This window comes from Marinobacter manganoxydans MnI7-9 (assembly GCF_000235625.1).
Lineage (GTDB): Bacteria > Pseudomonadota > Gammaproteobacteria > Pseudomonadales > Oleiphilaceae > Marinobacter > Marinobacter manganoxydans.
In genome coordinates this window covers 97,151-119,809 of the sequence record NZ_AGTR01000044.1, presented here as the reverse complement: position 1 = coordinate 119,809, position 22,659 = coordinate 97,151, and the positions used below count along the sequence as shown (strand labels likewise).

Genomic DNA, 22,659 nt, shown 5'->3' with positions numbered 1-22,659 from the left:
GTTTGGTCATACTATCTGTAAAAAGGGGTGTTTCACCCCTCAAGCCTATTTGTCCGTGGAGTGAAGTATGAGTTCATCCGTTGAAGGCCGTCAGGCGAAGATGATTAATGAGCTGAGGACCTTCATCAAGAAGGTTTTGAGCGACCCGACCATTGCCGTCAAGTCCATGGAGATTGCTCGCAAGCACCGGGGTCAGCCGAATGCCGAGGAGCTGATTGCGCAGGAAATCAGTGCCAGCACCAATATCCGGATTCCCGAGAACTGGAGTGAGGCGGATAAGATGTTCCTGGATATCATCCATGATGTTCTGGATGATGAAGAGGCCCTGTACTAAGGCCTTGTCTGCAGGCTTGGGAGAAGCGAGCCGGGCGGGGGATGGTTCAAAAACACGCTGTGAATACGTCCCTGTACGCTTGGCTCCGCCATCCCTGGCTCCGCACAGTTTTTGAACCATCCCCCGCCCGGCTCAACTGAGCCATGGTTGTTGCCTAAAATCGCCATGGCTAAGTCTTCTGGACTCTTCAGGCCTGTCTCGCGTTCGGCGTCGCCTGCTTCAATACCGCATCCGCCATCTGGTGCAGGATGCTGATCTCATCCTCTATGCCCTCATCCCGTGATAACTCTCTCTGTTCCGAAAGGATGTCGGCCAGGATTTCTTTGGTCGTCAGAGGGTTGGCCAGTACCACCCGGAACACGATGCACGGGAAGTTGTAGTAACGGGCCGGCTCCAGTCGGGTACGTGACACGAACGCCTTGCCCCGTTCCCGCTGGGTTTTCTGGATGAACTTGGTAATCCGGTTCAGACAGGTGTTGAGCTTTTCCGCCTGCAGCGGGTCGGCGCAGGCGAGGGCTTCCTGGACGTTTTCCGGGCAGTAGCGGTAGGTCAGGATGTTCAGTTCCGGTCTCGTGACCAGTTCGAAATCCGGTTCTGCTTCGATCATTTCCGCGAAGGTCTTGGCCTTGTCGATACCCTGGTCGATCAGGATCTCGTAGCCTTCCCGGGCCAGGATTTTCAGGCCGGAGTGGATCAGCATGGACATGCCGGGCCGTGAGCCCTCGAGGGTGGTGCTGCCCAGGTCCCGGGAGCCTTTACGGATGATGTACTGGGCGTGGTGTTCCACGGCGCTGGCGAGGCTCGGGTCGCGGAAGACCACCAGGCCCACGCCCATGGGGACGTAGAGCTGTTTGTGGGCGTCGAAAGTGACGGAATCTGCCTTCTCGATACCGCGCAGCAGGTGTTTGTAGGTGCGGGAGAACAGCGTGGGCCCGCCCCAGGCGGCGTCCACGTGGAAGTGGGCGCCGAATTCGCGGGCGATGTCGGCCATGGCGTCCAGAGGGTCGACGTTGCCGGTTTCGGTGGTGCCGGCCACGCCGCAGATGGCCATGACTTTGATTTTCTGGCGCTGCAGTTCCAGGCACTTGTCCCGCAGGGCATCGGTGTTGATGCGGTTTTCGTCGTCGGTATCCACGGGAATCAGGGATTCCCGGCCCAGGCCGAGTACGTCGGCGGCTTTGCGCAGGGAATAATGGCCGCGGCGCGAGACGACGATGGCGGCGCCTTCGTAGCCGTAGTATTTCAGAGCCCGGAACAGGCCTTCCTGGTGCAGTCCGCGGAAGCTACCCTCGGCCGGGAAGGCCCGGTTGCGGGCGACCCACAGGGCGGTGAGGTTGGCGACTGTGCCACCAGAGCACATGGCACCCAGGGCGTAACGGGGGTCGTGCATCCACTTGCGGTAGAAGGCGCCGTCTTCCTGGTATACCAGCCGGTGAATCATGCCCAGCACCTGGCGCTCCATGGGTGTAAACGCCTTGGAGGTTTCGGTTTTGACCAGGTTCTGGTTCAGGGCAATCATGATTTTCGACAGCGGCAGCATGAAATACGGCAGCGCTGAGGTCATGTGCCCGATAAAGGCTGGTGAGGCGGTGTGAACGGAGTTGGCCACCAGTTTGTCGAGCAGGAACTGGGCCTGTTCAGACACAAAGACCGGCTTCTCGGGAATGCTGTAGTCGGAGAAGTCTTTCTCCACATCCGAGAGGTCCCGTTCTACCGCAACGATGTGCTCCTGCAGAAAGCCTGCAAGATTGCGGGAGATGTTCTGGTCAATCCGGCTCAGCGTCGATTCCGGCGCCTCGGGCACCGTGAATACGCGATACATGGCCTCTACCGAGGCCTGGGCGGATTTTTTCTTTCCGGTCATAGGCGCCACTCACAATCAGTGGTCATCCGAAGGGCCGGTTCCGGATGCCCTGCGGATACGGCCGGCATTGCTGTCCGGCATTAATGTCTGGTCGCCTGCCGCTGGCAGGCGCACTGGCATCCCTGAGGGGGCGTAGTATACGGCCTGGCGACAGGTTACGCCACACGCGGCCCTCGGGGTTATACGGTCAGAGTATTTCCCGGTGTATATCCAGTATGGCAGCATCCACGCGTTCTTCGATGGCTTTTTCGATCTGGTCCAGACGCTGGGTAATCTGCTGTGAGGAGGTGCCCAGGGCCGCGATGGTCCAGGTGGCGCAGTCGAGAGCCTCCTGGTCGGCGGTTTCGGCGACGGCGAGGTCGGGTTCTTTGCCCCAGAAGGCCTTCAGGGCGGTGAAGACTTTGCGTTTGGCTTTGAGGTCGTCGCAGCCGTAGAGCTGGAAGTGCAGGGTCAGTACGCCCACGTGGGGCGTTATAACCGGCTGTTGGGGCTTTTGGCCTTCCCGCAGGAGTTTTCTCAGGGCTTCTGACATCTTTGATTCCGTGCTGGAGTCGATGAGAAATCCCCTCCCAAAAAACGCTCCTTGCGGCACATCCCTGTGGCGCTTGGGCTCCGCCATCCATGGCTCCGCACATTTTTGGGAGGGGATTCCCCATCGACTCTCAGAGTTCTCAGTGGGCTTCCAATAGCAACTTAGCCTACTACAGGCGTTGCCCGTTTGATAATGGCTGCCGGATCGGTGCCCGAGGGCAGGTTGCCGTAGTTCATGCCGCCACTGGACTCGAGTCTCGAGGCGCAGAAGGCGTCGGCGACGGCGGCATCCGAGTGGCGGAGCAGCAGGGAGCCCTGCAGGGCCAGGGCCATGCGATCGACCAGGTTTCGGGCGCGGTACTGGAAATCGCTGATGTCGGCGAAGTCGTGTTGCAGCTGCGCCAGGAACTGGTCGAAGCGGCGATCGGCGCCTTTGGCTTCAGCGGCTTCCTTGAAGAAGGCGTCGAGGGTTTCAGGCTCTTTTTGCAGGGCGCGCAGGGTGTCCAGGCACTGAACGTTGCCACTGCCTTCCCAGATGGCGTTGACGGGAGATTCCCGGAACAGCCGGGGCATGATGCAGTCTTCCATCACGCCGCTGCCGCCGATGCATTCCATGGCCTCATAGGCATGGTTCGGGGTGCGTTTGCAGATCCAGTATTTGCCGACCGGTGTGGCCAGGCGGGCCAGCAGTCGTTCGTGTTCTTTGTCCTGGTTGTCCAGGGCGCGGGCGATGCGCATGGTATAGGCCAGTGCCGCTTCGCTTTCCAGGGCCAGGTCGGCCAGAACATTCTGCATCAGAGGCTGATCGATCAGGCGGGCACCGAAGGCGCTGCGGTGACGGCAGTGGTGACTGGCCTGGGCGATGGCCTGACGCATGCCGGCGGAGCTGCCGATCATGCAGTCGAAGCGGGTCATGGCCACCATTTCAATGATGGTGGGCACGCCGCGGCCTTCCTCGCCAACCATCCATGCAAGGGCGCCGCGCAGTTCGGCTTCGCTGGAGGCGTTGGCAACGTTGCCCATTTTGTTCTTGAGGCGCTGGACCTGCCAGGGGTTCTTGGTGCCGTCCGGGCGCCAGCGGGGCATCAGGAAGCACGACAGTCCTGACTGTGTCTGAGCCAGTACCAGGAAAGCGTCGCACATGGGAGCAGAGACAAACCATTTGTGACCCACCAGCTCATAGGCCTGGCCCGGGCCTCCCGCGCCGATCGGGTAGGCCCTGGTGCTGTTGGCGCGAACGTCGCTGCCACCCTGTTTCTCGGTCATGGCCATGCCAATGGTCACGGAACTTTTCTGGCTGTCCGGCAGGTTGCGGGGATCGTAGCTGTCGGCCAGGATCCTGGCTTCCCAGTCGGCCGCCAGTTCCGGCTGCTTGCGAATTGACGGGATGGCGGCAAAGGTCATGGTTACAGGGCAGCAGTGGGCGGCCTCCACCTGGGAGTGCATGTAGTACTTGGCTGCGCGGGCAACATGCGCGCCCTGGCCTGGATGGCTCCAGGGGCTGCTGTGGAGACCATTGTCGAAGGCAATCCGCATCAGCTCATGATAGGCCGGATGGAAGTCCACTTCGTCGATGCGGTGGCCGAAACGGTCATGGGTGTTGAAGACCGGTTTGTTGGCGTTGGCGCGAAACCCCAGGTCAATGGTCTGCGCGGCCCCGGCCAGGGCTCCGAATGCCTTGAGGTCCTCGGCAGCTTTACCGGCGCCCTCCCGGAGGGCAGCTTCCTGCAGGGCAATGTCCTGTTCGAACAGGTTATAGTTCTCCAGGGCCGGTGGCTGGTTGAAGACCTCGTGGGTGCTGGCCAGGTAGCGATCTTCCTGGTCGTTTGATGGCGTCTCTGGCCCGGGCTGCCGCGCGTTCATAGCTACCTCCTGGTGCCGGTCAACCCCTGCATACAAAAGCAGATGATGGAATTGACCAGCGGGTCATTGTTGTCTTCTGTTGTGCTGGTGGCCTGGCTGGTCTGTGTCGGTGACAGGGGGCCAACCAGGCTTTCCGCTATGGCGCCCACCAGGCAGGTGCTGCTTTGGCGAGCGTCCTGATCCGGGATGCATCCTTCTTCAATGCCTTCGCGGATCGCTTTTTCGAACAGGTTGGCGTACGCCTTGCGGTATGCCAGTCGTTCTTCTTCCACTTTCGGGTCCACCGGCTCGGCGATCAGTGACCAGGCCATTTGCGGGCCTTTCAGTGCCCGCTCGGCAAATTGTCTGAGTGCCCGCTCAAGCCGCTCGGCGGCGTTGCCATCGGAGGCCAGAGCTTCGGCGACCTTGTCGACCTCCCGCTGGGTTGCCAGCCGGAAAATCTCGGCGAACAGGTCCTCTCTGGACTCGAAGTGCCGGTAGATAGTTCCTGTGGCAACGCCGGCCAGCCCGGCGATCCGGGTAACCCGCGCGCTTCGAAAACCGCCTTCGGCCACGCACTGATAAGTGCAGTCCACAATCCGTTTGCGCGCCTCCGCCTTGCGCTGGCGCATTTTTTCCGTTTCTCGATAGGCCATTCGGGCTCCCTATAAGCAGTGAATCACTATTCATTCTTTCTGTCAATTTTTTGATCTACAGACGAATATAAAATTTTCGCATGTAATTCAATTGTTTGTTGTGATTTACAAAAATTTACAAAAAAGTCGTTGCCAATAAATAGCGTGGTCACGAAAAGCAGATTATAAAGACGCCAAGACGAAGCCGCAGGCGGTCTTTCGTCGATACGGAGTGAGGTTCCCTGCGGGGTCGCAGCACTCGACCATCTGTTTTCGTTGATGGAGAAAAGATCATGAGTGAATTCGACGAAAGCAACCTGGAGCAGTCCGGAAGCTGGACCAGCGACAGTGACGACAACCATTCCATCGCCGGCCGTGCCCGCGTTCGCGCACAGTTGCAGGCAGACATCGAAGCGTTCCTGAGCCAGGGCGGAAGGATCCAGGAAGTAGATACCTCCTTCCGTTCTGATACACCTCGCAAGGTGGAAGTGGGTTTTAACAACCGCTCCCTCTGAACGTTCAGACGGCAGTCCGGGGCGCTTCGCCCCGGCTCCGTTTTTGATCCCTGTCTCGGTATGACCTGTCAGCGTCGTTTATCCTCGTTCATTATCATTTTGCGCCGTTAGCCCGGGCAAATCGCCAGTCACCCGTAATCTGGACTCCTGTGTGGTAATGAAGCGCCGAATCCATCTTTTCCTTGTTTTGCTACTGATCATAGCAGCTGTTGTCAGCTTCTGGCTGATGACGACAGATCCGGCTGCCGAGGGTGAGCCGGTCGTATCGGCGCCTGTTGATGAGTCTCTGAAATCACTGAACAAGGGGGCGGCCTCTTCTGCGCCCTCCGACCTGGTAAACAACGCTTCCACGGTCCGTGTTCCCGAGCAGTTGCCAGCCTCGCTGGCCGGCACCTCGGTCCCGGATGGTTGGGCCCGAACGGACAGGTTCGGCAATCTTGTCCCGACCCCGCATCTGCGACAGCTGTTCGAGTATTTCCTGTCAGCCCTGGGAGAGGAATCGCTGCAAGCGTTGGTGGCGCGCATTGAAGCGGCGCTGTCGGGCCTGGAAGAGCCAGCGAGATCCCAGGCCCTGGTAACCCTTGGAAACTACCTGGAATACAAACTTGCGGTTTCTGAGCTGGAACAAAGCTATGGTGAGGTGTCCGGGCTTGGCGCGGGTGAGATGCAGCGAAGGATGGCAGAGATCCAGGCACTGCGGCGGACCTGGCTTGATGCCGATACCGCCGCCGCTTTCTTTGCTGACGATGAGGCAGTCGACCGCTTCCAGATCGAAAAACTCAGGATCGCAAGCAATGACAGCCTGACCGATGAGCAGAAAGCAGAAGCTCTTCGCCAGGCCGAGTCTGCCTTGCCGGAGCCGCTCCGCAAGGCCAGGGAGGAGACCCGACGGTTTGCAGACTATGAACAGGTGCGCCGGGAGCTGGCGGATGATCCCCGGGCGCTCGAGGCCTGGCGTCAGGAGGCCTTTGGGGAAGCCGCGGCGGACAGGCTGGCCCGCCTTGAGGAGGAACAAAAGAACTGGGACCGCCGCTGGCAAGTCTATTCACAGGAGCGGGACCGGCTATTGTCCCCCGGGCTTGCCGAGCCGGAACGTCAACAGGCGCTGGAGCGTCTGAGGGCCAGCCACTTCAATGAAACCGAACAGGTTCGAGCCGAGGCGCTGGATTCGATACGGTAATTAACCTGTCATTTAATCGCCCTATCCTGCCAGGGGAGTCTGCAACCAGCGGCGCCGGCCGTGTATGATGGCGCAAAGGGCGCCCGGCGGATGCCGAGACGGTCCATCAGACTTTTTGTTCAGCCATCCAGGAGGTTGTCAGTGCCGATTCCGACTCCCCGTACTTTTCCTGCCACCCGCTTACGCCGTAACCGGGCCAGCGATTTCTCGCGTCGCCTGGTTCGGGAAAACCAGCTCACGCCGGACAACCTGATCTATCCGGTATTCGTGCTGGAGGGTGAGGGCCAGCGGGAACAGGTGCCCTCAATGCCGGGAGTGGAGCGCCTGAGCATTGATCTGCTGGTTGAACAGGCTGCGGAGCTGGTCGAATTGGGTATCCCGGCAATTGCCCTGTTTCCGGTAGTTCCGGCCGAGAAGAAAAATCTCTCCGGCTCCGGAGCCTGGGATTCCGATGGTCTGGCGCAGAGAGCGGTTCGCGCCCTCAAGTCGGCCCACCCGGAACTCGGAGTGATTACAGACGTGGCGCTGGACCCGTTCACCACCCATGGCCAGGACGGCATCATCGATAACGACGGTTATGTCCTCAATGACGTGACGGTCGAGGCACTGGTCAACCAGGCGCTCTCCCATGCCGATGCGGGCGCCGATGTGGTCGCACCGTCTGACATGATGGATGGCCGTATTGGTGCCATTCGCGAAGCGCTGGAAAACGGCGGCCATGTGAACACACGGATCCTGGCCTATTCTGCCAAGTACGCATCAAGCTATTACGGGCCTTTCCGTGATGCGGTAGGCTCGGCCGCCAATCTCGGCAAGGGTAACAAGGCGACCTACCAGATGGATCCGGCCAACGGTGACGAGGCATTGCATGAGGTCTCGATGGACCTGGCCGAAGGCGCAGACATGGTGATGATCAAGCCCGGTATGCCGTATCTCGATATCGTGCACCGGGTGAAGACGGAATTGCGGGTACCAACATTTGTTTACCAGGTCAGTGGCGAATACGCCATGCATATGGCCGCAGCCCAGAACGGCTGGCTCGACGGGGATGCGGTGATGATGGAAAGCCTGATGGCCATGCGCAGAGCCGGGGCCGACGGAATCCTGACCTACTTTGCCGTGCGCGCGGCCCGACTGATGCGGGACCGTCAGCGCGGATAAGGCCAAAATCATTCGCCAGCAGTGGCGAACACACTGGAATCGAGGAATCATGACAACGGAAACGGCGAAGAATCAGACGGCAGGGGATGACCGGAGTGTGCCTGCGCCGGTGGATGTGCCCCCGGTTGGTGAGGAGATCAACCTGGATGCCAATGAAAACTACTTTAACCGCGAACTGAGCCAGCTGCAGTTCAATTACCGGGTACTCAAGCAGGCGCTGGATACGACCCACCCGTTGATCAACCGTCTGATTTTCTGCTGCATCTTCAGCAGCAACATGGATGAGTTCTTCGAAATCCGTGTTGCCGGTCTGCGGCAGCAGATGAAATACGGTCGTGAAACCATCGGTGCCGATGGCATGATGCCGGACCAGGCACTGGCGGAAATCAGCCGTGTTGCTCACGAGTACATCCGCGAGCAGTACGACATACTGAACAATGTTCTGATTCCCGAGATGGAAGAGCAGAACATCCACTTTGTCCGGCGCCGGGAGTGGACGCCGGAGCAGGCGGAGTGGGTGCGCACTTATTTCGAGGAGGAGATCCTGCCGGTGGTCAGCCCCATCGGGTTGGATCCCTCCCACCCGTTTCCACGCCTGGTGAACAAGAGCCTGAACTTTATCGTGGAACTGGATGGCAAGGACGCCTTCGGCCGGGAAACCGGCATGGCGATTGTGCCGGCTCCTCGTTCGCTTCCGCGTCTGGTGCGGCTGCCCGATGATGTCTGCAGTGGTGGCGAGAACCTGGTGTTCCTGTCGTCCATGATCCACGCCCATGCCGATGAACTCTTCCCCGGCATGGAAGTGAAAGGCTGCTACCAGTTCCGGCTGACCCGTAACGCCGACCTTGAGCTTGAGGACGACCTGGAGGACCTTGCCTCGGCCCTGCGTGGTGAGTTGCTTAGCCGCCGGTTTGGTGACGGGGTGCGCCTGGAGGTTGCTGACAACTGCCCGGAAGAACTGGTGCAGTTCCTGCTCAAGGAGTTCGGTCTGACCGAGCGGGATCTTTACCAGGTGCATGGCCCGGTCAACCTGACCCGGCTGATGGCGGTCGGTGGGCTGGTGGACCGGCCGGACCTCACCTATTCCGGCTTTTCGCCGTCGATCCCCAAGCAGATCCGCAGCAAGGAATCGATGTTCGACGCCATCCGCAAGCGTCCGATCCTGCTGCTGCATCCCTATGAGAATTTCAGCCCGGTGGTGGATCTGCTGCGCCAGGCCGCCAAGGACCCCCAGGTTCTGGCGATTCGACAGACCCTCTACCGTACCGGCGCCGATTCGGAAATCGTCGAAGCCCTGGCGGATGCCGCGCGCCGTGGTAAAGAGGTGACCGCCGTCATCGAGCTGCGGGCCCGTTTCAGCGAGGCCGAGAACCTGGAGCTGGCCAGCCGGCTGCAGGAGGCCGGGGTGATCGTGGTGTACGGCGTGGTCGGCTACAAGACCCACGCCAAGATGATCCTGATTGTCCGTCGTGAAGAAGGGCGGCTGCGCCGTTATGTCCACCTGGGCACCGGTAACTACCACGCGGGCAATGCCCGTCTGTATACCGACTACAGCTTCATGACCTGCGACGAATCCATCGGCGACGACGTCAACAAGCTGTTCCAGCAGCTGACGGGCATGGGCAAGGCTCTGAAGATCAAGAAGCTTTTCCACTCGCCATTCACCCTGCACTCGCGCCTGCTCAGCCTGATTGAACGCGAGGCCGGCTATGGCGAGAAAGGCCGGATTATCTTCAAGTTCAATGCGCTCACCGAGATCCAGCTGATCAAGGCGCTTTACCGGGCCTCCCAGGCGGGTGTGAAAATCGATCTGATTATCCGCGGTATCTGTTGCCTGCGCCCGGAGGTGCCGGGCCTCTCGGAGAATATTCGGGTGAGGTCGATCATTGGCCGCTTCCTGGAGCACACCCGTGTCTACTACTTTGGCAACAATGGCCGCCCGGATGTGTACTGTTCGAGTGCCGATGGTATGGAACGGAACCTGCTCAGCCGGGTGGAAACCGCTTTCCCCCTGGACGATCCTGATCTTGCCGCCCGGGTCAGAGAAGATCTGGATACCTACCTGGCCGACAATTGCCAGTCCTGGGTACTGCAACCGGACGGCAGTTATATTCAGAACCAGCCCGCAGAAGGTGAAGAGCGCCTTGCCTCACAATTGGTGTTGCTTGAACGGCTGACCGGAAAAACCTGATTCCCGAACTGGAGAAAGTTGTTTGAACACCAAATGGATGATTGCCGGCGCTGGTGTGCTGGCTGTAGCGGGCGGCCTGCCCTGGGTCGTGGGATACGTAACTGAGCAGCAGTGGCACCAGGCAACAGCGGAGGTGAACGATGCACAACCCTTCCTTCGCATGGAAACGGATAACTATGAGAGAGGTATTCTCGGGGCCCGTTTCAGAGGTTCGGTGAACCTGATCAATCCGGAAACCGGTGAATCCCAGAAGCTTGCCTACCGGGCCAATGTGACCCATGGCGTGACCGGCAGCCTGATGGATTTCCAGCCCGAGGATGGCTGGGCCGCCGGCGATAGCGACTGGTTCTCCGGTGAGGAGCCGAAGCTGACCCTGGAAACCCGTCTCTGGGGTACCGCTGTTCTCGAACTCGAAGCGCCCCAGATGACCCTGACGGACCCGGATACCGGGGAGACCCTGGCCTCAAGTGGCGGCTTGGCAAGAATTGAGGTCAGTGAGGCCGGTTCTCAGGCCGATGCCTTGATGGTCTGGCCGGGAGTAACCCTGTCCGGTCCGGACCTGGATATCCAGGTCAGCGACTTCCGCCTCGAGCAAACCATGAGTCATCTGACCGGTGAGGTCTGGACCGGCTCCGGCGAGATTGCGGTGGAATCGGTTGCTGTGACCCCGGCGGCGGAAGCCCCCTTCATGCTTCAGGGGATTTCGGTTCTTAGCAGCAGCGAGCCGGTCAACGATGGTGAGCGCCTGGATTCACGAATGACGTTCGAGGTCGCTGGCGTTTCAACGGCCGATGAGCGTTATGGTCCCCAGAGACTGGTGTTCGCATTGTCCGGGCTGGATGTGGCGGCCTGGAGCAACCTGACCGAGAGCCTTTCATCCATGCAGGCGCTGGCTATCACTCAGGCCTCTGGCGGTCCCCAGCAGTTTGAGCAGCAGATGGCCGCCATGCAGCAGGTGAATGCCGCCGTTCGGGATTTGGCAGCAGCCGGGTTCTCGGTTGGTTTTCCAGAGCTGACGGTGACCACCCCGGAGGGTGTGATAGAAGGCAGCGCCCGGATCGCCCATCCGGAGCTGACGGCGGATCAGAAAGCAGAAATGCTGATGGTGATGCAGCAGTTGACCGGCAAAATGGATCTCAGTCTGCCCGTCGCGCTCGCGGAGGAATACCCGGAATTCCGGTTACAGCTGGCACCGCTGATAAAGCAGGGGCTGCTGGTAGAGCAGGGTGACAGTCTGGTGCTTGATGCCAGTATGAAAGATCTTGTGCTGGACGTGAACGGTGTGGAAATTCCTTTGCCGCCGTTGCTTTGACGCCGCTGCTTCATTGCCATAAAAAAGCCCCGCTGGTCGGGGCTTTTTTGTTAGTTCAGCTTCAGCTGAACTTCTTTTTCAGGGCAGCCTCTACCGCCGGATCAACAAACTCCGAGACATCGCCACCCAGGGATGCGATTTCCCGGATCAGGGTGGAGGAGATGTAGGACAGGTGATTGGCCGGTGTCAGGAAAACGCTTTCCACTTCCGGAGCCAGACGGCGGTTCATGTCGGCCAGCTGGAATTCGTATTCGAAATCCGATACCGCCCGGAGTCCACGGAGGATCACGGTGGCACCCTGTTCACGGACGAAATCGGCGAGCAGGTTGCTGAATCCGGTGACGCTGACATTGGGGAGATGCGCGGTCGCCTGGCGGACCAGTTCGCAGCGTTCTTCTAGATCGAGAAGTGGCTGTTTCTTGGGGTTATAGGCGATGGCGACGACGATTTCATCAAACATTCGGCCGGCCCGTTCGATCAGGTCGGTGTGGCCGTTGGTGATGGGATCGAAGGTGCCCGGGTAGATGACTTTGGACATGCGCAGCTCCTTTCTTTGCGAGGCCCAAGGATAGCAGCATTTTCGGAGACTCTGTAGGCGTCCGGGGCTTCAGGTCGTGCATGTCGGCTATGTGGTGGGGCCGACTGGAAGGGCTTGTCCGGGAAACGCTACAAGCACCCCTTCGGGGTCCGGCCAGCAATCACAGATTGCTGTCGTTCGCCTGCGCATGAAGCTTCGCTTCATAATCGCTTGTCTCACCCATGTGCGCTTGAGCGAAGCCATCCATGGCTTCTCACATTCCCGGACAAGCCCTTCCAGCCAGCCCTTTCATCCCCGTGCGAGCCTCCCCGAAGGAAACTGGGGCTGTTATCTGCGCGCAATGCTAGCTGGCTGCTCGCGAGAGTCTTTGAGCCAACCTTGTACTGTTCCGTGCCGCCAGGGCGTAAACCGACAGCTGCGGATTTGCCCCGATGCTGGTGGGGAAGATCGAGGCATCGTGGATGCTGAGGTTGCTGACCTGGTGGTGTTCACCAAAGCCGTTGACGACCGAGTTTTGCGGATTGCTTCCCATGGCGCAGCCGCCCATCTGGTGGGCGGTGAACAGGCGGACGCGGTGGGGTGCCATGGGGAGCTGGTCGATGGCGGCTTTGGCGTCGGTCCAGTTGGTGTACCAGTCGGAATCCAGGTGCATCAGGCGGACTTTTTCGGCACCGGCGGCGAACTGGATTTCGGCCATGGTGTGGAAGGCTTCGCGGATGCCCTTCCAGAGGTAGTCGCTGACGGGGTAGTCCAGTACCGGACTGCCGTCGTCGCGGAGGGAGACTGTGCCGCCGGGGCTTTCGGGGTGGAAGCCGTCCCGGAGCAGGGCGATGACGGACTGCATGTGGGGCAGGCCGGCCATGTTGTTGATCTGGGTTTCGCCGTGGCCGGGTATGACGCCGCTGGACATGCCCGGGTGCAGCGGTGGCACCTCGAGTTTGTAACCAACCGGGCCGTCGACGCCGTTTCGGAAGTTGAATTCGTCCGAGTAGATGGACTGGGGCGCGCCATAGAACGGATCGACGCGCTGAGGCATCTGGGCGACGGTGGCGTTGACCGGATGGATGAACGAACGCTTGCCGATCCGCTGGTGCGGGTCCGGGATGTCGGAGCGGAGCAGCAGGCCGGGGCTGCCGATGGCGCTGGCGGCGACCACGAAGTGTCGGGCTTTGAGCGTGACCTTGATCCCGGTCGGGGTGACGCCATCATCCGCAAAGGCAGAGGCTTCCAGGTGGTCGATCTTGTCCTCGTTCATTACCAGGCGGTCGGCGCGCAGGCTGTGGAACAGCCGGGCGTTGTTATCGAGCGCCCCCGGAATGGTGGTCATCAGGGCGCCCTGTTTGGCGTTGGTCGGGCAGCCGACGCCGCAATAGCCCAGGTTCCAGCAGCCTTTCACATTGCGGGGAATGATCTGCCAGCTGTAACCCAGTTTTTCGCAGCCCTGGCGCAAGATGTCGTTGTTGACGTTCGGGTCGACCTGCCACGGGGCCATGGAGTGGCGTTCTTCCCGGCCATCGAACCAGGGCGCCATGGCGTCCGGCCGAAGTTCGTCCAGGCCAAACTGCTCGGCCCAGTAATTGAGCGTGGGCGCCGGTGTCCGGAAACTGGAAGTCCAGTTTACCGTGGTGGAACCGCCCACGCAGCGGCCTTGCAAAATGGCGATTGCCCCGTCCCGGGTTACCCGGCTCATGCCTTCCTGGTAAAGGTTGGCATAGGAGGTCTGCTCGTCCATCTTGAAGTCTTTCTGATAGTAAAGCCGGCCCTCCTCCACGAGTATCACGGACAACCCGCTGCGGGCCAGAATCTCGGCGGTGGTGCCGCCACCGGCGCCGGTTCCGATAACAACAACGTCCGCTTCTGCGGTCAGGTTTTGCGTCAGGAGGGCGCTATCGGTGACGTTCCAGCCTGATTCCAGGCCCTGGGCAATACGATCGGTCAATGACATGTTTGTGCTCCGTCAGATCAGCTGGCAATCAGGCGTTTTGGAATTGTGGCAATGCGTCGACCGCGTATTGCGGTGGTCCGGGATAGCCGGACAGGTGCCAGAAATCCCGATAGCCATAAAACGCCACGTTGCTGATCTTGGTCAGCGCAATGTAGCCGTTGTTGAACAGCCCGATACGGCTGGTGCGCCAGCGCTCCAGAAACGCGTCGGCTTCCGCCGTTGTCACATTCGGCCAGCTGGACCAGACCCGGGCAACGGTCACCCGGGTGAGCCCGAAGTTCAGCAGGTCAAACAGTTGCCGCAGTTCCTTCTGGTTAGCTGGTCCGAACTTGTGGATGCCGGCATCAATCCGCTCGATCGTCCCGGCAATTGCCAGGTTTCTGGCCTGTGGCTGCTCTGGCAAACCCGGCCCAATCATGGCGGGCAACAAGGCCTCGAACAGCGCAATGTCATCCTCGTTTAAAAACCGGAACTGGTAGCTGGCGTCCATCCGGGTGCCAACGGCACTCAGCCGGCCCGCCGGCTGAGTGGCGCATCCGCTAAGCCCGGCGGTGACGCTGACGGTGCCCAGAAACACGGCACCGCCAAGTCCGGTTTTTAGAAAGCTTCGGCGGTTGAGATCGGCAAATTGAGGGTGTCCTGACGGATCAGGGATCTGTTTCTGCATGGGTGTGTTCTCGTTATTGTTTTTGGATAGCGGGGAAAATGCTGAATCGTCGCGGGCTGGTAGCCCCTTCCAAAACTGTGCAAAACAGGGATGTTTTGCTCAAGCCTACACGGACGTATTCACGGCGTGTTTTGGAAGGGGCTACCAGCCCGCGACAGACTCCGAGTTCTCAGCGGATAAAGAACTTGTAAACCAATTTGTGCGCAGTTGTCCCATGGGGCGCATAGACAAACTTGCCGCTGTTGAATTTCTGCTTGGTGAAAATGGCCCGGTGATGGGAGAAGGTCAGGAACCCCTCACGGCCGTGATAGTGCCCCATGCCGGAATCACCGATGCCACCGAAAGGCAGATCATCCTGGGCTACGTGCATCAGGGAATCGTTGATGCACATGCCTCCAGAGTGGGTGTTATCCACCACATGCTGCTGCTGGGTCTTGTCGTACCCGAAGAAATACAGCGCCAGAGGCCGCGGACGATCATTGATGTAGTGAATGGCTTCATCCAGGCTGCCGTAACTGACGATCGGCAGAATCGGACCGAAGATCTCATCCTGCATCACCTTCATATCCGGAGTGGTGTTCAGCACCAGCGTCAGGGGCAGTTTTCGGGTGCCGTCCTTCAGATTCTCCCGGGCAGGGTTGATCTCCACCAATTCGGCGCCTTTCTCCCGGGCGTCCTCAAGGTAGCCTTGCAGTCGATCGTACTGCCGCTCATTGATGATGGCAGTGAAGTCGTCATTGTCCCGCAGGCTGGGATACATCTCGGAAAAACGGGCACGGAACTCGTCGACAAACGACTGCACCCGGTCAGCGGGGCAAAGGACGTAATCGGGCGCCACGCAGGTCTGGCCGGCATTGAAAGCCTTGCCAAAGGCGATTCTCTGGGCCGCGTCTTCCATGGGCACATCCGGGGAGACCACGGCCGGGGATTTGCCTCCCAGCTCCAGGGTGACCGGTGTCAGATTTTCCGCTGCGGCCTTCATGACCAGCTTGCCCACCGACGTAGAACCTGTGAACAGCAGATGATCAAACGGACGTGACGAGAAGTCTGCAGCCACGTCGGCCTCGCCATTAATAACCGAGACCAGGTCCTCCGGGAAGCTGGCTTCAATCAGCTCCTTGAACAGGGCCGAGGTGTGTGGCGTGTACTCCGACATCTTGATCATGGTGCGGTTGCCCGCAGCCAGAGACGCAACCAGGGGGCCCACTGCGAGGTAGAGAGGGTAGTTCCAGGGCACGATTACGCCCACCACACCCTTGGGCTGGTAGTGGACCTTGTTGCTGGCAGGCTGGAACAACATGGATACATGGCGTTTGGATGGCTTCATCCAGCTACTGAGATTTTTCAGGGTGTAATTGATGCCCTGGATCGACGGCATGACCTCGGCAATGAGGGATTCGTCTTTCGAGCGGCAGTTGAAATCCCGGTCGATGGCATCCAGAAGCCGGTCCTGGTTACCCAGCAGCACCCGTTTGAGGCGTTTCAGGTTTTCCTGCCGCTCGGCCAGGGAAGGCATGGGATTGTTGCGGAACGCCTTTTTCTGATCCTCAAACACGCGGTGGGTGTGCTGGATCTGTTTCTTGCTCTCGGTGAGCTGAACGACAGTGGCTCCCATGATTTTTCTCCTCTTCGGCCCCGATCATGCTTCGTCGGTGGCCCGTTATTTCAGGTATTGAACGACTGGCGAAAAAGTGTTCAATTTGCGTCTGGGGGTATTATTAGAGTATATACTCTAGTGAGTCAAGCGGAGGCGGGTGGCGAATCGGGCCATCTGTGAGCGATACAACAACAAACGCCGACGGGTCTATGAAGACAAGAGACAAGATACTGCTCTCCAGCCTGGAGCTTTTTAACGAACGTGGCGAGCGCAACGTCACGACCAACCATATTGCGGCGCACCTGGCCATCTCGCCGGGCAACCTGTATTACCACTTCCGCAACAAGTCGGACATCATTTACGAGATCTTTCTGGAATACGAAAAACTGGTGGATTTCTACCTGGACATTCCGGAAGACCGGGCCATGACCCTGGATGACATGACCTTCTATCTGGAGTCGGTCTTTGACGGTCTCTGGAGTTACCGGTTCTTCCACCGGGATCTGGAATACCTTCTGGACAGCGACAAGAGACTGCGACAGGACTATCGCGATTTCACCAACCGCTGCCTGACTTCAATCAGTCGCATTTTCGAAAAACTGGCGGAAGCCGGGATTATCGAACCCCAGGAGGAAGACCTGCGATCGGCCATGTCGCTGAATGTGTGGCTGGTGATTACCAACTGGATGGCGTTCCTGAAAACCGCCCATGCGGCCGAGGAATCTGCCTGTCTCACGCTCACCGAGCTGAAGCAGGGCATCTACCAGGTGCTCACCCTGGAAATTCCCTACCTGACGCCAGCGTATCGTGAGCGTGTGATGGCTCTGAGAGAGAAGTATCGGCCGGCACTGCACGACAGGGACGATCTGGGCGCGGCCCTGTGTAAGTGAAATCCGAAGAATCGATCAAAAAATGATCTAGCCTGGAACTTTTGGCGAAAATCGGACTCATAACGGTGACGTTGGGAATTCGGATATTCCTTGCGTCTCCTGAGTGCGATCTCAGGTTTTAGCACGTCGCAAACCCTGACGTTTCACCGGTCTGCTTTCTGGCAGGCCGGTTTTTTTATTCCCTACTGTTTCCTGCTCAAAAAACACCCTTGTAAGTGATTTCCGAATTCGATACGCTTCTGATGTTACCGGTAACATCTGCCGGCACAAAAACAATCAGGAGACGCGATTATGTTCCCGACCCGACTCGCGACTGGCCTACTGTCAGCTGCATTTGCCTTTAACGCCTTCGCGGCGGACTATACCTTCAAGTTCCAGTCCTCCGACCCCTCTGGCGTCAAGAACTTCGAGATTCAGCAGCAATGGGCTGACCGTGTCGAAGAAATGACCGGTGGCCGCGTTGCCATTGATCTTCTGCCTGTGGGCAGCGTGGTAAGCCATACCGAAACTCTCGGTGCCATGAATATGGGCGTCCTGGATGGCCATGTGTCGGTGACCGGTTATTTTTCCGGCAAGGATCCCGCGTTCGGGCTCATTGGCAATACCGTGGGCGCTTGGTCCAGCCCGGACCAGCTCATCGATTACATCAATTATGGCGGTGGCTATGAGCTGATGAACGAGCTCTACGCGCCCTATGGCGTGAAGTTTGTTGGCGGTGGTGGCACTGGCCTGGAGTCGTTTGTTTCGAAGAAACCGCTGGACGGTGTGGAGGACCTGAAAGGCCTCAAGATGCGTGCACCGGAAGGTCTGGTGCAGTCGGTGTTTGCCGCCGCGGGGGCGGCGCCAGTGAACCTGCCGGGTTCCGAGGTCTACACCGCACTGAGTAAGGGTGTTATTGATGCTGCTGACTACACGGTGTTCTCCACCAACCACGAAGCCGGTTTGCACGAGATTGCCGAGCATCCGGTGTACCCGGGCTTCCACTCGCTGCCGCTGATCGAAATTGCCATGAACCTGGAAGATTGGGAAAAGCTTCCCGAGGATATTCAGACGATCATGACCGTCTCGGCCCGGGACTTCGCCCAGGATATCAGCGCCCAGCTGGCCATGGCGGACAAGAAGGCCGTCAGAGAAGCCCGTGACAATCCTGATATCACCGTTCATAACTGGTCGGCGGAAGAGCGCCGGAAGTTCCGCACCATTGCCCGGGAGCAGTGGAAGAAATACGCTGAGCAATCCCCCAATGCCGAGAAAGTCTATCAGTCGGTAACCGGCTATCTGGAATCTCAGGGCCTGCTCTGAAGTCGATGCCCCGTAACCAGCAACTGGGTGGGCAAGGCCTGCCCAGTGCGCGGAGTTGATTATGTCTACTGCAAACCTTTCTTCCGGGCCGGAGAGCACTCCGGGCCAAGGTGATCTGCTGCCCGAAACCGACGAGGATATCGGCTTTACCCGCCTTGACCGCGCCATTGTCTGGCTGGGAAAAAAGCTGAGCCTGGTTTTCGCGTTGATTGTTCTGGTGTCTTTCTACGAGATTGTCCGTCGATATGTGTTCGGATCGCCGACGCTCTGGGTGCATGAAACGGTGACCTTCGCTGGTGCCACCCTGTTCGTGCTGGGTGGGCTCTATGCCCTGGCCACTGATCGCCACGTGCGGATTGTGCTGATCTACGACGCCGTGTCCCCGGCCATCCAGCGTTGGCTGCGGGTGGTTCACCATCTGTTCGGGCTGGCGTTCTGTTCGATGCTGCTCTATGCCAGCTGGTTCATGGCCAGGGGCGCTGTCTGGGCCCCCTGGGGCGGCTGGCGTCTGGAGACCTCCGGGTCAGCCTGGAATCCGCCGTTTCCTGCCTTTCTCAAGGTGATCATTCTGGTGGCCATTGCTGTTATGACCCTTCAGTTTGTCTTGCACCTGATTCGTGATCTGCGTGGTCCGGCAACGGCCGGGGAGAAAGGTAATGTTTGAGCTGGCTTCTCTCGGAATTGGCTACGGCAGCCTGCTGATGCTGCTGATGCTGATTGTACTGTTGCTGACAGGCATGCAGCTGGCCTTTGCCACTGGCCTGGTGGCCCTGGTCTTTGCCCTGGGCTGGTTTGGCCCGGACGCGCTGCCGATTGTCAGCAGCCGTCTGTACAGCTTTATCGGTAACTACGTTTTTCTGGCGGTTCCGATGTTCGTATTGATGGCGTCGCTACTGGATCATTCCGGCATTGCCCGGGACCTTTTTGATGCTATGGCTCGTTTTGGCCGCAAACTGCGCGGTGGTGTCGCCCTCCAGACTCTGGTGGTAGCGGTGATCCTTGCTTCCATGTCGGGGGTGATCGGTGGCGAAACCGTGTTGCTCGGCATCCTGGCGCTGCCGCAGATGCTGCGCCTCGGCTACGATCGTAAGCTGGCCATTGGCACCACTTGTGCCGGTGGTGCGCTGGGCACCATGTTGCCGCCGAGTATTGTCCTGATTATTTATGGTCTGACCGCAAACGTCTCCATTGGTGATTTGTTCAAGGGGGCGTTCCTGCCTGCGCTGATCCTGGCGCTACTCTATATGGGGTACGTGCTGGTCAGGGTCTGGCTGAAGCCGGAGATGGCCCCCATCCCCTCCGACCAGGATCAGCCGGAAACCCCGGCGCCGAACTTCTTCAAGGCCCTGTTGTTCCCGATTCTGTCGGTCGTGGTCGTGTTGGGCAGCATCTATGGCGGTGTGGCGTCGGTCACCGAAGCTTCGGCCCTGGGTGTGCTGGGCATTGCCATCAGTACCTGGATCCGGGGAGAACTGTCTCTGGCCATGGTGCGCAAAGCCACAATCAGTACGCTGAGGGTGTGTGGCATGATCATCTGGATCGGCATCGGCGCCACCGCTCTTGTGGGCGTCTACAACCTGATGGGCGGTATCGAGTTTGTCCGCGAGATGGTTTTTGCAGTCAGTGGCGGGGATGGGCTAACCACCATCCTGTTCATGATGTTTATTCTACTGATTCTGGGCATGTTCCTGGACTGGGTCGGGGTGGCTCTTCTGACCATGCCGATTTTCGTGCCCATTGTCACGGAGCTGGGCTACAGCCCGATCTGGTTCGGTGTGGTGTTCTGCATGAATATGCAGGTATCCTTCCTGTCACCGCCCTTTGGCCCGGCCGCGTTCTATCTGAAAACGGTAACCCCCAAGGACATCACCCTCGGCGAGATTTTCCGGTCGCTACTGCCATTTATTGCCTTGCAGATTGTTGCGCTGGCCCTGTTGATCGCATTCCCGCAACTGGCTTTGTGGTGGCAGTGATATGAGCGTTTCCAAAATCATCGTCATGGGTGTGTCCGGGTGTGGCAAAAGCCTGATTGGTACCCGGCTGGCGGAACGTCTTCAGGTTCCGTTTTTCGATGCCGACGACTTTCACAGTCCGGCCAACGTGGCCAAAATGGCCAGCGGTGTGCCGCTGACAGATTCCGACCGTAGCGGTTGGCTGGATGATCTGGCAGAGCTGGTCCAGGGTGAGCAAGGCGGTCTGGTGCTGGCATGTTCTGCCCTCAAGCGGGCGTACCGTGACCGGCTGAGGTCGGGTAATCCGTCACTGCAGTTTGTCTATCTCAAGGGCGACATGGAAACCATCTGGTCTCGGCATTCCAGTCGGGAAGATCACTACTTCAATGGTCGTTCCATGCTCGAAAGTCAGTTTCGCACGCTGGAGGAGCCGGAACCCGGGGAAGGGGCCATTGTCGTCGACGTCTGCGAGCCACCCGACCGCATTGTTGAGCGCTGCCTGGCAGTGCTGAGTACACCCGACCGGAGGCGGAAAAACTGAATGGTTAAAAAGAAGCGCCCAACACTGCAGGATATTGCCGATAGGGTCGGTGCTACGAAAATGACCGTGAGCCGTTGCCTGCGGGGCGGCAATAATGTGTCTGAACACATGCGTGAGCGGATTTTCGCCGAGGCCGAGCGCTGGGTTACATCCCGAACAGGGCGCCGGATCTGCTTTCCAAATCCACCAGCCACGCAATCGGTGTGCTGCTGCCATCGCTGACCAACCAGGTCTTCGCCGATGTCATCAAGGGGATCGAATCAGTCACTGAACCGGCGGGCTATCACCTGATGCTGGCCCACTACGGTTACAGCCGCGAGGTGGAAGAGCGCAGTCTGGCCTCGCTACTGTCCTACAACGTTGATGGCGTGATTCTGTCGGAAAGCCAGCACACCGACCGCACCCTGCGAATGCTGGGAACAGCAGGCGTGCCCACGGTGGAAATCATGGACACCCACACGACGCCCTTCGAGCAGGCGGTGGGTTTTGACAATGTGCGTGCGGCCTATGACATGGTGCGGGAGATGATTCGCCGTGGTCGCCGCCATGTTGTGTACCTGGCGGTTCGGCTGGATGCTCGCACGTTGCAACGACAGGAAGGTTACACCCGCGCCATGGAGGAGCAGGGGCTGATTCCCGTTACCCTGCGCAGTGAACAGCGCTCATCATTCAGTGTCGGCGCCACATTGCTGCAACGCATACTCATCGAAGCGCCGGACACTGACGCGATCTTCTGCACCAACGACGACGTGGCTATAGGCGCTTTTTTCGAGTGCCAGCGGCAGGGTATCGAGGTGCCGGGCCAGATGGCGATAGCAGGCTTTCACGGCCACAATGTTGGCCAGGTCATGGTGCCGACGCTGGCCAGCGTCATTACGCCACGTGAGCAGGTGGGCCAAAGGGCGGCTGAGGCCCTGATCGCTCGCCTGTCCGGCGCGGACATGGGCGAACAGGTGATTGACCTCGGTTACCGGATAGAATGCGGTGGCACCCTTTAATTCCTTGTTACTCCGCTTCCAGCCACTCGATCAAGGCCTCCCGGCATTCGTCCACGCCCCGTTTTGACGTTGCAGAGAACATGATCAGATGTTCGACGCAGGAATACGATTTCAGGTTCTTGGCAATGCCCAGCATGGCGGTCTTGGCCTGGCCGTATTTCAATTTGTCGGCTTTGGTGGCCAGAATCATCAGCGGCAGGTTGTTATGTTCGCACCATTCCACCATCATTTGGTCGAAATCGGTCAGTGGGTGGCGAATGTCCATCACCAGAACCAGGCCGCGTAAACAGCGCCGGTCATTCAGATAGTGGCCCAGGTGCTTTTGCCAATCGTCTTTCATGTCCCGGGATACTTTGGCATAGCCGTACCCGGGCAAATCGACCATTCGGCAATTCTCGCGGTTGAGAGAGAAGAAGTTGATCAGCCGTGTGCGTCCGGGGGTCTTACTGGTGCGGGCCAGCTTGCTGTTGGCGGTGATCGCATTAAGCGCACTGGACTTGCCGGCGTTGGAACGGCCGGCAAAGGCGACTTCAGCGCCGAAATCCGGCGGGCACTCATCCAGGCGGGAAGCGCTGATGAGGAATCGGGCGCTGTTAAAAGAAAGGCTTTTTTGAGTCAGATCAGAGTCCACAGCGGTTGGCTTTCCTTTGGATTTCAGTTGTCA

General features: G+C 59.1%; 22 protein-coding genes. 13 read left to right on the top strand and 9 right to left on the bottom strand.

Features of this window, described 5'->3' with window-relative positions:
* Window positions 1-67: 67 nt before the first annotated feature.
* Entirely contained in the window at window positions 68-334 is a 267-nt protein-coding gene (locus tag KYE_RS11650; RefSeq protein WP_008173512.1) for a hypothetical protein, read from the top strand.
* 187 nt (window positions 335-521) lie between these two features.
* On the opposite strand, the gene panP is transcribed toward KYE_RS11650, so the two are convergent.
* The 4 genes from panP to KYE_RS11630 all read right to left on the bottom strand — a co-directional run bounded on the left by panP (window position 522) and on the right by KYE_RS11630 (window position 5,227).
* On the bottom strand, window positions 522-2,198 hold the full coding sequence (panP, locus tag KYE_RS11645) for a pyridoxal-dependent aspartate 1-decarboxylase PanP (protein ID WP_008173510.1): 1,677 nt from the start codon (window positions 2,196-2,198) through the stop codon (window positions 522-524).
* A 187-nt stretch (window positions 2,199-2,385) separates the two neighbouring features.
* Window positions 2,386-2,730: a DUF503 domain-containing protein gene (locus KYE_RS11640; protein WP_039882000.1), complete on the bottom strand. Its 345-nt coding sequence runs from the start codon at window positions 2,728-2,730 to the stop codon at window positions 2,386-2,388.
* A gap of 161 nt (window positions 2,731-2,891) precedes the next feature.
* Entirely contained in the window at window positions 2,892-4,592 is a 1,701-nt protein-coding gene (locus tag KYE_RS11635; protein WP_008173507.1) for an isovaleryl-CoA dehydrogenase, read from the bottom strand.
* Window positions 4,593-4,594: 2 nt separating this feature from the next.
* A complete protein-coding gene (locus KYE_RS11630) occupies window positions 4,595-5,227 on the bottom strand; it encodes a TetR/AcrR family transcriptional regulator (protein ID WP_008173505.1) in 633 nt (210 codons plus the stop codon).
* Between the two features lie 272 nt (window positions 5,228-5,499).
* Between KYE_RS11630 and KYE_RS11625 the strand changes: the two genes are divergently transcribed.
* From KYE_RS11625 to KYE_RS11605, 5 genes are all read left to right on the top strand, one after another.
* The gene (locus tag KYE_RS11625; RefSeq protein WP_008173503.1) at window positions 5,500-5,721 is read left to right on the top strand and encodes a hypothetical protein; all 222 of its coding nucleotides are present in this window, start codon (window positions 5,500-5,502) and stop codon (window positions 5,719-5,721) included.
* Window positions 5,722-5,878: 157 nt separating this feature from the next.
* Window positions 5,879-6,901 carry a lipase secretion chaperone gene (locus KYE_RS11620; protein ID WP_008173502.1) on the top strand — a complete coding sequence of 341 codons (1,023 nt, stop codon included), beginning with the start codon at window positions 5,879-5,881 and terminating at the stop codon, window positions 6,899-6,901.
* 141 nt (window positions 6,902-7,042) lie between these two features.
* Window positions 7,043-8,062, top strand: coding sequence for a porphobilinogen synthase (gene hemB / locus KYE_RS11615; RefSeq protein WP_008173501.1), 1,020 nt, complete (start codon window positions 7,043-7,045; stop codon window positions 8,060-8,062).
* Window positions 8,063-8,111: 49 nt separating this feature from the next.
* Window positions 8,112-10,253 carry a polyphosphate kinase 1 gene (ppk1, locus tag KYE_RS11610; RefSeq protein ID WP_008173499.1) on the top strand — a complete coding sequence of 714 codons (2,142 nt, stop codon included), beginning with the start codon at window positions 8,112-8,114 and terminating at the stop codon, window positions 10,251-10,253.
* Between the two features lie 22 nt (window positions 10,254-10,275).
* Window positions 10,276-11,565, top strand: a complete 1,290-nt coding sequence (locus KYE_RS11605; protein ID WP_008173497.1) for a DUF945 family protein — start codon at window positions 10,276-10,278, stop codon at window positions 11,563-11,565.
* A gap of 61 nt (window positions 11,566-11,626) precedes the next feature.
* Here KYE_RS11605 and coaD read toward each other — a convergent pair whose 3' ends face one another.
* From coaD to KYE_RS11585, 4 genes are all read right to left on the bottom strand, one after another.
* Entirely contained in the window at window positions 11,627-12,103 is a 477-nt protein-coding gene (gene coaD, locus KYE_RS11600) for a pantetheine-phosphate adenylyltransferase (RefSeq protein WP_008173494.1), read from the bottom strand.
* A gap of 343 nt (window positions 12,104-12,446) precedes the next feature.
* A complete protein-coding gene (locus KYE_RS11595) occupies window positions 12,447-14,048 on the bottom strand; it encodes a GMC family oxidoreductase (RefSeq protein WP_008173492.1) in 1,602 nt (533 codons plus the stop codon).
* A 28-nt stretch (window positions 14,049-14,076) separates the two neighbouring features.
* The gene (locus KYE_RS11590) at window positions 14,077-14,715 is read right to left on the bottom strand and encodes a hypothetical protein (protein ID WP_008173490.1); all 639 of its coding nucleotides are present in this window, start codon (window positions 14,713-14,715) and stop codon (window positions 14,077-14,079) included.
* A 169-nt stretch (window positions 14,716-14,884) separates the two neighbouring features.
* Window positions 14,885-16,330, bottom strand: a complete 1,446-nt coding sequence (locus KYE_RS11585) for a coniferyl aldehyde dehydrogenase (RefSeq protein ID WP_008173488.1) — start codon at window positions 16,328-16,330, stop codon at window positions 14,885-14,887.
* 191 nt (window positions 16,331-16,521) lie between these two features.
* Between KYE_RS11585 and KYE_RS11580 the strand changes: the two genes are divergently transcribed.
* The 7 genes from KYE_RS11580 (at window position 16,522) to KYE_RS11555 (ending at window position 21,995) form a co-directional block, all read left to right on the top strand.
* Window positions 16,522-17,202 (top strand): TetR/AcrR family transcriptional regulator, encoded by a 681-nt coding sequence (locus KYE_RS11580; RefSeq protein ID WP_008173486.1) that lies wholly within the window; start codon window positions 16,522-16,524, stop codon window positions 17,200-17,202.
* A gap of 291 nt (window positions 17,203-17,493) precedes the next feature.
* The gene (locus KYE_RS11575) at window positions 17,494-18,504 is read left to right on the top strand and encodes a TRAP transporter substrate-binding protein (RefSeq protein WP_008173484.1); all 1,011 of its coding nucleotides are present in this window, start codon (window positions 17,494-17,496) and stop codon (window positions 18,502-18,504) included.
* Between the two features lie 61 nt (window positions 18,505-18,565).
* Window positions 18,566-19,168 carry a TRAP transporter small permease subunit gene (locus tag KYE_RS11570; protein ID WP_008173482.1) on the top strand — a complete coding sequence of 201 codons (603 nt, stop codon included), beginning with the start codon at window positions 18,566-18,568 and terminating at the stop codon, window positions 19,166-19,168.
* On the top strand, window positions 19,161-20,477 hold the full coding sequence (locus tag KYE_RS11565) for a TRAP transporter large permease (RefSeq protein ID WP_008173480.1): 1,317 nt from the start codon (window positions 19,161-19,163) through the stop codon (window positions 20,475-20,477). The genes KYE_RS11570 and KYE_RS11565 overlap by 8 nt, the downstream gene beginning before the upstream one ends.
* 1 nt (window position 20,478) lies before the next feature.
* Window positions 20,479-20,997 (top strand): gluconokinase, encoded by a 519-nt coding sequence (locus KYE_RS11560; RefSeq protein WP_008173477.1) that lies wholly within the window; start codon window positions 20,479-20,481, stop codon window positions 20,995-20,997.
* A complete protein-coding gene (locus tag KYE_RS22350) occupies window positions 20,998-21,219 on the top strand; it encodes a LacI family DNA-binding transcriptional regulator (RefSeq protein ID WP_227497824.1) in 222 nt (73 codons plus the stop codon).
* The gene (locus KYE_RS11555; protein WP_008173475.1) at window positions 21,201-21,995 is read left to right on the top strand and encodes a substrate-binding domain-containing protein; all 795 of its coding nucleotides are present in this window, start codon (window positions 21,201-21,203) and stop codon (window positions 21,993-21,995) included. Before KYE_RS22350 ends, KYE_RS11555 begins: the two co-directional genes overlap by 19 nt.
* 7 nt (window positions 21,996-22,002) lie before the next feature.
* Here the strand turns inward: KYE_RS11555 and yihA are convergent, their stop codons facing one another.
* On the bottom strand, window positions 22,003-22,626 hold the full coding sequence (gene yihA / locus KYE_RS11550) for a ribosome biogenesis GTP-binding protein YihA/YsxC (RefSeq protein WP_008173473.1): 624 nt from the start codon (window positions 22,624-22,626) through the stop codon (window positions 22,003-22,005).
* Between the last annotated feature and the right edge of the window lie 33 nt (window positions 22,627-22,659).